General features: G+C 34.0%; 8 protein-coding genes and 1 other annotated feature. Of the genes, 5 read left to right on the top strand and 3 right to left on the bottom strand.

The window, feature by feature from the left end:
- Positions 1–6: 6 nt before the first annotated feature.
- The 3 genes from CI949_RS13170 to CI949_RS13180 form a co-directional block, all read right to left on the bottom strand.
- Positions 7–2661 carry a valine--tRNA ligase gene (locus CI949_RS13170; RefSeq protein ID WP_133618428.1) on the bottom strand — a complete coding sequence of 885 codons (2655 nt, stop codon included), beginning with the start codon at positions 2659–2661 and terminating at the stop codon, positions 7–9.
- A gap of 103 nt (positions 2662–2764) precedes the next feature.
- Positions 2765–3037: a binding site (T-box leader), on the bottom strand.
- 89 nt (positions 3038–3126) lie between these two features.
- Positions 3127–4599 (bottom strand): pitrilysin family protein, encoded by a 1473-nt coding sequence (locus tag CI949_RS13175; RefSeq protein WP_134059921.1) that lies wholly within the window; start codon positions 4597–4599, stop codon positions 3127–3129.
- On the bottom strand, positions 4596–6008 hold the full coding sequence (locus CI949_RS13180) for a pitrilysin family protein (protein ID WP_290767192.1): 1413 nt from the start codon (positions 6006–6008) through the stop codon (positions 4596–4598). The genes CI949_RS13175 and CI949_RS13180 overlap by 4 nt, the downstream gene beginning before the upstream one ends.
- Between CI949_RS13180 and CI949_RS20945 the strand changes: the two genes are divergently transcribed.
- The 5 genes from CI949_RS20945 to CI949_RS13200 all read left to right on the top strand — a co-directional run.
- Positions 5998–6267 (top strand): SPASM domain-containing protein, encoded by a 270-nt coding sequence (locus tag CI949_RS20945; RefSeq protein ID WP_365941642.1) that lies wholly within the window; start codon positions 5998–6000, stop codon positions 6265–6267. The two genes, CI949_RS13180 and CI949_RS20945, sit on opposite strands and share 11 nt — an antisense overlap.
- 83 nt (positions 6268–6350) lie before the next feature.
- Positions 6351–6599 carry a hypothetical protein gene (locus CI949_RS13185; protein ID WP_290767194.1) on the top strand — a complete coding sequence of 83 codons (249 nt, stop codon included), beginning with the start codon at positions 6351–6353 and terminating at the stop codon, positions 6597–6599.
- 27 nt (positions 6600–6626) lie between these two features.
- Positions 6627–7418 carry a dCTP deaminase domain-containing protein gene (locus CI949_RS13190; protein WP_290767196.1) on the top strand — a complete coding sequence of 264 codons (792 nt, stop codon included), beginning with the start codon at positions 6627–6629 and terminating at the stop codon, positions 7416–7418.
- Between the two features lie 31 nt (positions 7419–7449).
- Positions 7450–8121 (top strand): DUF2284 domain-containing protein, encoded by a 672-nt coding sequence (locus tag CI949_RS13195; protein WP_290767198.1) that lies wholly within the window; start codon positions 7450–7452, stop codon positions 8119–8121.
- Positions 8122–8146: 25 nt separating this feature from the next.
- Positions 8147–8475, top strand: a 329-nt coding sequence (locus CI949_RS13200; RefSeq protein WP_290767200.1) for a DUF6765 family protein, incomplete at its 3' end; no start/stop codon positions are given.

Here is an 8475-nt window from a genome sequence, read left to right on the forward strand (position 1 = left end):
ACCAAATTATTCAGCTAATTCTTTTTTGCGTTCAATTAGCTTTTCTTTCTTTTCTCTGTATTCTTTGAGCTTCTGTTTTTCTCCTTCAACTAAATCTTGAGGAGCGTTATTAACAAAGCCTTTATTATTTAATTTACTTTCTGCTCTTTTAATTTCAAATTCCATCTCTTCTATTTCTTTTTCCATTCTTTCTATTTCTTTATCCAGGTCAATCATGCCTTCAAGCGGCAGAATAACCTCAACCTCTTTAACTATTGAAGTTGAAACTTTATCAGGTCGCTCCAGCTCGTCTCCACCTATTTTTAAATCTTTGATCCGGGCTAGATTTTCAATATATTCTCTTCCTTCTTCTAAAATATCAAGCTTAGCTTCTGGTGCAGCCAGCAGCGCTTTAATTCTGCGACCTGGATTAACTTTCATTTCATTTCTAATATTTCTAACTGACTTGATCACACTCATTACCAGCTCCATTTTTTCTTCAGCAGCAGGGTTTAAACCACTTTCTTCTTTAGCAGGATACTGAGCTCTCATAATTGTTCCTTCTGTTCCCGGCAGCTTCTGCCAGATTTCTTCAGTAATAAAAGGCATTACCGGATGTAATAATCTAAGCAGGCTTTCCAGAGTATTTAGAGCATAATACTGTGCAGTTAGCTTCGCTTTGGGATCTTCATCCTGATATAATCTAGCCTTTAAAAGCTCAATATACCAGTCACAGAATTCATTCCAGATAAAATCATATAAGGAACTTGACATTTCACCAAAGTTGTATTTCTCCAGAGCATCATCAATTTCTCCGGCGACTGTATTTAGTCTGCTCTGCATCCAGTTATCAGCCAGAGTTGGTTTTAAATCAGCCTCATCAACTGAGTCCAGATCAAAATCTTCTAAGTTCATCAAGACAAAACGAGAAGCATTCCAGATCTTATTGGCAAAGTTACGGCTGGCTTCAAGTCTTTCTTCTCTAAAGCGCATGTCATTACCGGGTGTATTACCTGTAATTAAAGTAAAGCGCAGTGCATCTGCTCCAAATTGGTCGATAATATCTAAAGGGTCAATTCCATTACCTAAGGATTTACTCATCTTTCTTCCCTGAGCATCGCGGATCAGCCCGTGGATATAAATATCTGAGAAAGGTTTTTCATCCTGGAATTTAAGTCCCATAAAGATCATCCGGGCCACCCAGAAGAAAATGATATCTCTACCGGTTACCAAAACATCAGTCGGATAAAAGCTAGCTAAATCATCAGTGTCTTCCGGCCAGCCAAGTGTAGAAAATGGCCAGAGTGCAGATGAGAACCAGGTATCTAAAACATCTTCATCCTGACGCAGCTTGCTGCTGCCGCAGTTAGGACAACTTTCTGGTTCTTCTTTACTTACAATTACCTCATCACAGTCATTACAGTAATAAACCGGGATACGATGGCCCCACCAGAGCTGACGAGATATACACCAGTCACGAATATTGTTCATCCAGTTCATATATACTTTTGAAAAACGGTCAGGTACAAAATTAATGTCACTATCTTCTACAGCCTCAATTGCCGGTTCTGCCAGCGGCTGCATCTTAACAAACCACTGCTTGGAAATTAAAGGTTCAATTACTGTATCACAGCGGTAACATTCACCAACATTGTGCATGTGGTCTTCGATTTTAACCAGTAAACCTTCTTTTTCCAGGTCCTCAATTACTTTTTTGCGGGCTTCATAACGGTCAAGGCCTGCATAAGCTTCACCAGCAGCTTCTGTCATTTTTGCATCTTCGTCAATAACTTCTACGATCTCTAAATCATTACGGCGGCCAATTTCGAAGTCATTTGGATCATGGGCAGGTGTTACCTTAACCATACCGGTTCCAAATTCACTATCTACATATTCGTCAGCTATAATTTCGATTTCTCGATTTACTAAAGGAACAATTACCTTGGCTCCAACCAGATCTTTGTAGCGCTCATCTGAAGGATGAACTGCAATCGCAGTATCTCCGAGCATAGTTTCCGGTCTGGTAGTAGCAATGGTAATATATCCTTCCCGATCTTTATAAGGATATTTATAATGATAAAACTTACCTTCTGTTTCTTTATGTTCAACCTCAATATCACTCAAAGTTGTATGACAGCTTGGGCACCAGTTAACAATATAATCTCCCTGGTAAATTAAGCCTTCTTCGTATAATTTGATAAATACTTCTTCAACTGCATCTGAGCAGCCTTCATCAAGGGTAAATCTTTCTCTTGACCAGTCACAGGAAGAACCCATCTTTTTTAACTGATTGGTAATTCTAGTTCCATACTCTTCTTTCCATTCCCAGGCTTTTTCTAAAAATTCATTCCTGGTCATATCTTCTTTTTCGACACCTTCTTCCCGCATTTTATCGACAACCTTAACTTCAGTTGCAATACTTGCATGGTCAGTTCCGGGAAGCCATAAGGAGCGATAGCCCTGCATTCTCTTCCAGCGGGTCAAAATATCCTGAAGAGTATTATCTAGAGCATGTCCCATATGTAATTGTCCGGTAATATTTGGGGGAGGCATTACAATACTAAAAGTCCCCTTCTCATCTTCTATTTCTTCTCTTGGTGCAAAATAATTGTTTTCCAGCCAGTATTCATACCATTTATCTTCCGTTTTGGCCGGATCATAGGTTTTTTCTAAATTTTCCAAATTAATTCCCTCCATTTTTAAGTTAGTATTTATATTTTAATTTTTATTCACAACAAAGCATTAGGTGAAATTTAATAACTAATAAAAAACGCTCTTCCATCCAGTTAAGGACGAAAGAGCGTTAAATTCGCGGTACCACCTTAGTTCCTCCTGCTCTTATGATGCAGAAAGCTCTCATTTGTTAACGACTGCTGTGCCGTTACTGATTATTACAGATTAGCATTAAAATCAATGGGTCGATTTACTGCTTAAAATCTGTCTGGTCAGTAAAACTCGGAGACGACTTCATTTCTTTTTGCTGTCGGAATCTTACAGCCGCTGGATTCCGTTCTCTTTCAGCTTTTTAAAAATTACTACTTCTCTTCTTAGTTTTTAATTATTCAACTATCGTTATTATAATATCTTATTAAACAGTCTGCTGTCAAGAGTTAAATTCAACATTTTAAAGCTCATTAGTCAGACTAATCAATTTGGAATTGAATTCTCAAGTACTTCTACTTCCAGACCAGCATCTTCAAATTGTGGCTTAATTTTTTCTGCTGGCCCCACAATCACAGTGAAAATTATTTCTGGATAAAGCTCTTCAGCAAAAATTTTCTGAACTTCTTCACTACTAAGGCCATTATACTGTTTGATCACATTATTAATATAGTTATCCGATTTATTATTAAATTCTTTTTGGTAAACAATTTGATCTAAAACATCGATTTGATGCTGATAGGCTTTTGGATAAATTGCATTATATAGATTTATATTCTCAAAAAGTTCTTTTTCAGTAAATTTCTCAGTTCCATTTTTGATCTTTAATATTTCTTCTTTGACAGCTTCCATACCGGCCAGTGCTTTTTCAGGTTCTAAACTTAAATTAATAAAATAAGCTCCACCATAATCACTGTATTTTGTCTGAGCATATATACCATAGACATAACCTTTATCCTGTCGAAGATTTTGCATTAGACGACTGCTTATTGAGCCTCCACCAAAAATGCGATTAGCCATCATAAATGGAATTTTCTTTGGAAATTTATTGCTGTAAAAGTTATAACCCATTCTCATATTAGCCTGAGTAGCATCCTCTTTATTAATTATTATTATTTTTTGCTGAATTTCGGGATTAACACTAACATAGCTTTTATTTAAATCTGATTTGGTGTTTTCCCAAGCTGCAAATTTACTTTTAATTTCCTGTTTTAGTTCGTCAAGGTCAAAATTACCGCTAACTGCAAATACAATGTTTTCTGGCCTAAGAGTTTTACGATAAAAAGCTTTGACCTGAGTCGGCTCCACTTCTGCTAAAAAGTCTAAAATTAAGTCATAGTCATAATTATAACCATAAGGGTGTTGCCCATATAGGTTTTTGAAAAAATGCATATTTAAAAGCGCAGAATCATTGTAAAACTGGTGTTTATAATACTGCCTGGATTCTTTAACAGTTCTTGTAAAATGATCACCTTCAAATTTTGGCCGCTGTAGTACTTCAGCTAAAAGTGAGATCAGCTCTGAACTTTCTGTACTTAGAGAATTAGCACTGATAGAAATCCGATCAAAACCCGCTGCAAGATTTAAGGATAAGGCATTAATTTCTTTAAAAAGTGACAATTTTTGCTCACTATAATTTTCTGTTTCTAGAAGCATTAATTCTGTCATCAAAGAGCTGATACCAGCATTATTTTTGTTTTCATTTATTTGGCCAGCATTAATATAGCCCTTTACTTCAAAGATCGGCAGACTCTTATCCTGAGCTAGATAAAACTTCATCCCATTTTCCAGTTCAAAAAGTTCATAATCAGGTATCTCAATTTTAGGTTCATCATTGACTATATCTGCCAATTCTCTAAAAAATTCTGGACTTAAATTTTGATTCTGAGCCGCTGCACCGAAAGTAAATAGGAATAAAATAATGATCGTTAAAGATAAAATTTTATATGTCTTTTTCACTGCTGCGCACCACCTTTGGCTTCAGGTAAAATATAACCTCTTGTCCGTTGATTTTTTTTGAAATATTTTTCTGCAATCTGCACCACATCTTCTTTAGTTAAATTGTTCATATACTCAATTTTTTGCTGCAGCAGCTCCGGTTTATTAAAACGAATTTTATTTATTGCATAAGTTTCTGCTGTTGAGTCAATATTTTTTTGGGAAAAGATTAATGATTTCTGATACTGTTTTTTTACTATTTTAAATTCCTGCTCGGTTATTCCTTCTTCAAAGATTAGCTTTAGTTCCCGGTCAAAAGCCTGCTGGGCTGTTTCAACAAGGTCTGGATTAGAAGGAATAAAATAAATTGCCGCAAATGATTCTTTACGAAGGGTATTAATGGTAGCTGCACTTGCTAAGATAAGTTCTTCCTTTTTCTGCAGCTTTTCTTTTAAACGAGAACTCTGATTATTTGCTAAAATATCAAGGAAAATTTCTACTGCGGTTAACTCCAATTGGTCACCTGCAGGTATTTGATAAAGCTGAAACGCATAAGGAAGATTGGTCTTTAAATTAAGAGTATATACTTTTTCGCTTTCCTCCTTTGGAAACTTAAAATCTTTTCTTTTTATTGCTGCCGGTTTAAAATCAGCATAATACTTTTGAGCCATCTTTTTTACTGCCTCAACTTTTACATCACCACTTACAACCACTAAAGCATTATTAGGAGAATAATAACTCTGGTAATGTTCTTTTAATTCAGCTGTAGTAATATTGCTGATATCTTCCATCCAACCAATAATACCATGTTCTAAGTAGGTATCTGGATAAGCATATGCTTTAATTTCTTCAAAACCTTTAGAAAATATATTATTATCTACTCTCATTCTTCTTTCCTGTTTAATAACTTCCCGTTCTCTATTTACTTTCTGTTGATCAAAGGTCAAATTCCGCATTCGATCTGACTCTAAAGCAGCTGCCAGTTCTAAAGCTGCAGCGGGAACTTGATGATAGTAAAATGTGAAGTCATAAAATGTTGCTGCATTTAGCTGGCCACCTACAGAAGTAATAAGATTATCAATCTCACCTTCTGGAAGATTTTTGGTGCCCATAAACATCAGGTGCTCTAAAAAATGCGAAATACCGGTTTGGCCTTCCTTTTCATCAATAGAACCTACATTATAATAGGTTGAATATTTGATTGAAGGAATTGAATGGTCTGGAAAAACCATGAATTCCAACCCATTTTCCAGTTCAAAACTATGATATTCAGGCTGGTCTAAATCTAAATCCGCAGCTGTAACTGGAAAAACTAAAATAAATAATAAAAAAGATATTATTATCCGTAAAGGTGCGCCGTATAAATGTCTGTTTATTGAGGAAGCAGATAATTGTTCGGCTGCAGAAGATAAAATTTTAATTAGTCCCAATGGTGATGTACATCCCTGTGAAGCCTTTAAATCTGATAAGGCAGTTAGTAATATTAATCAACATGACTTATATTACATCTGGCAGAATGATAAAAGATTAAACCAGCTTAGAGAGTTAAATAAATATCAGATAAGCAATTGTAATAATTGCAGTCAACTTGAAAATTGTAAAGGTGGTTGTCCTGGACAGAGATGGTTGAAACATAAAGATGTGTTAATCGGTCCGGATCCAGGCTGTATAGAATATGAAATCAAATAAGAACTGAAAAGTTCTTATTTTTTTAAATATAATGTAAAAATATGTATTAATTTAAAAAAATATCTTATACAGGAGCTGGTTAAATGAATTTAATTGGTGAGTTAAGACAAATAATTAAAACAAACTTTAGTACTGTAATTTTACTAATAAGTATAGCTGTTTTATTTAAAATTATCTTTTATATTTTTGATCAGCTGAGCAAGTTTAATAAAAATGAGAGTAATATTAAGATGAACTTTCAATTAAGTAATTTTTATTATAAAGTGAGCTATTTAATATTTGTGATTATTGGGGTTTTACTAACTATGTTCGCTGCAAGTACCTGGTTTTAGTGTTAATATTTGCTGAGGGGGAATATAATGAGTTCTAAATCCGGAATTATAGCGGGAAAAGAATTAATTGATAAGATAAAAAATGCAAAAAATGGAGATGATTCTTTAATAACCTGTGAAAAGTGGAAGGAATGCAAGGGTAAAGAATGTGACCCTGATTGTTCTTATGGTTTGGACTGGAACAATTTTAATGGCTGGCAGGTTGATTTAAATCTTGGAAAAGAAGCATATATAACTGGTAATAAAAGCCCTACTATACTGGATGAGAATAATCAATATCTGACTATAGAACCTGGAGATTTTGCTCTTTTAGAAACTGAGGAAGATATTAATGTCCCTTCTAATTTAATGGGGTTTATTTCGGTAAGGTTTAAGTACAAGAAGATGGGACTGGTCAATATCTCGGGGTTTCATGTTGATCCAGGTTACAAAGGGAAACTAATTTTTTCAGTTTATAATGCTGGACCTGATGATATAATAATGAAAAAGGGAACTCCTGTTTTTATGATTTTCTTTTCAACATTAACTCAGGATTTAAGTGAACTTGAAAATGATTTAAGAAATGATGATAAAGATTATATTCCAAAATCTTTAAAGGAAGTTATAAATGGAAAAAATAATTATTTTACGGATAAAGATGGATTTAAATCTATTCCGCTGGAGTTAATTTCTATGATTCAGGGTTCCAGTGTTTCTTTAGCAAAAAATAATAATAGAATTGAGAAGTTAGAATCCAGCATAAAAATATATGGTTCTATAGCTGGTGGAATAATAATTGCTTTAATAGGGGCTTTATTTGCTTTTGGAATAAATTCATAACTGGTTAATTTTTAAGGGAGGATACTTTATTTTGGAATATTTATATACGACAGGGAATGGGAAAACTTATCCAATAGAAATGGATTATAAATTCATTGAATCAAAAAATTATGTGTATGATTATGATCAAATAACCTCTTTATGTGAAGGCTGTGGTAACTACCAACAGGGTGGAGGCTGCCCCCCATTAGCTCCGAAATTTGATGATATTATTAAAACAAAAAGATATTCAATTATGATCTATGCTAAATTACTCTCAGAATATAAAAGTGAAGGGGTTAAAAACAGTAATAATTATTATATTCATTATAGATTTCAGGATATAATCCTTTCAAATTTACTTACCAATCTGGGTTATAAAATCAGAGATGATTATAATAATTTAGTATTTTTGAATAATGGCTTCTGCATGGGCTGCAGTAAAAAATGTAGTTTTAAATTAGGTGAAAATATATGTAGAAACCCCAAAAAAAGGACTTTTTCACTGGAAGCAACAGGGGTTAATGTAGAAAAGACTTTAAAAAATGAATTTGGAATAGAACTGCAGTGGTATAATAAAGAAAATTATAGAGATATTGATTTTATGGTTAAGTCAATTGGACTTTTTTATGCAGATAAGGAAATCAGTCAAAAGATTGAAAATAGGTTCATTGAATATTTAAATTCTCTTAAGTCGACTAAAAACAAGATAGAGAGTAAGTGAGAATAAATAATTAGGGTGATTTGAAATGAAAAAAGATGCTCACTTCTATGCTCTGCTGGCAATGGCCCGCTCTGTTGGAATAGAAAAGGAAACTGCTCACAAAATAGCTTATGCTTCCCAGTTTGTTGATGACGCTAAAATAAATAAAATAACTCTTGCTGATGATAACAATGGCGCAATACTCTCAGGTCTTAAAAAGGATTTCGGCGATTCTGAAAAGATTATTAATGCGGCAACCTGTCATGATTATTTTATAGTTAATACTTTCAATTATGGGGCTATGATTAATAATACCACAGCTTTTCACTTTGTTCCCGGTTGTGACGGAGAAAGTTTTGTGAAAAAGATGCGCTG

Source organism: Halanaerobium sp. (assembly GCF_003070835.1).

Bases quoted from the DNA above. Each gene is read 5' to 3' on its own strand.
- CI949_RS13185 (WP_290767194.1), top strand. From the start codon at position 6,351: ATGAATTTAATTGGTGAGTTAAGACAAATAATTAAAACAAACTTTAGT.
- CI949_RS13190 (WP_290767196.1), top strand. From the start codon at position 6,627: ATGAGTTCTAAATCCGGAATTATAGCGGGAAAAGAATTAATTGATAAG.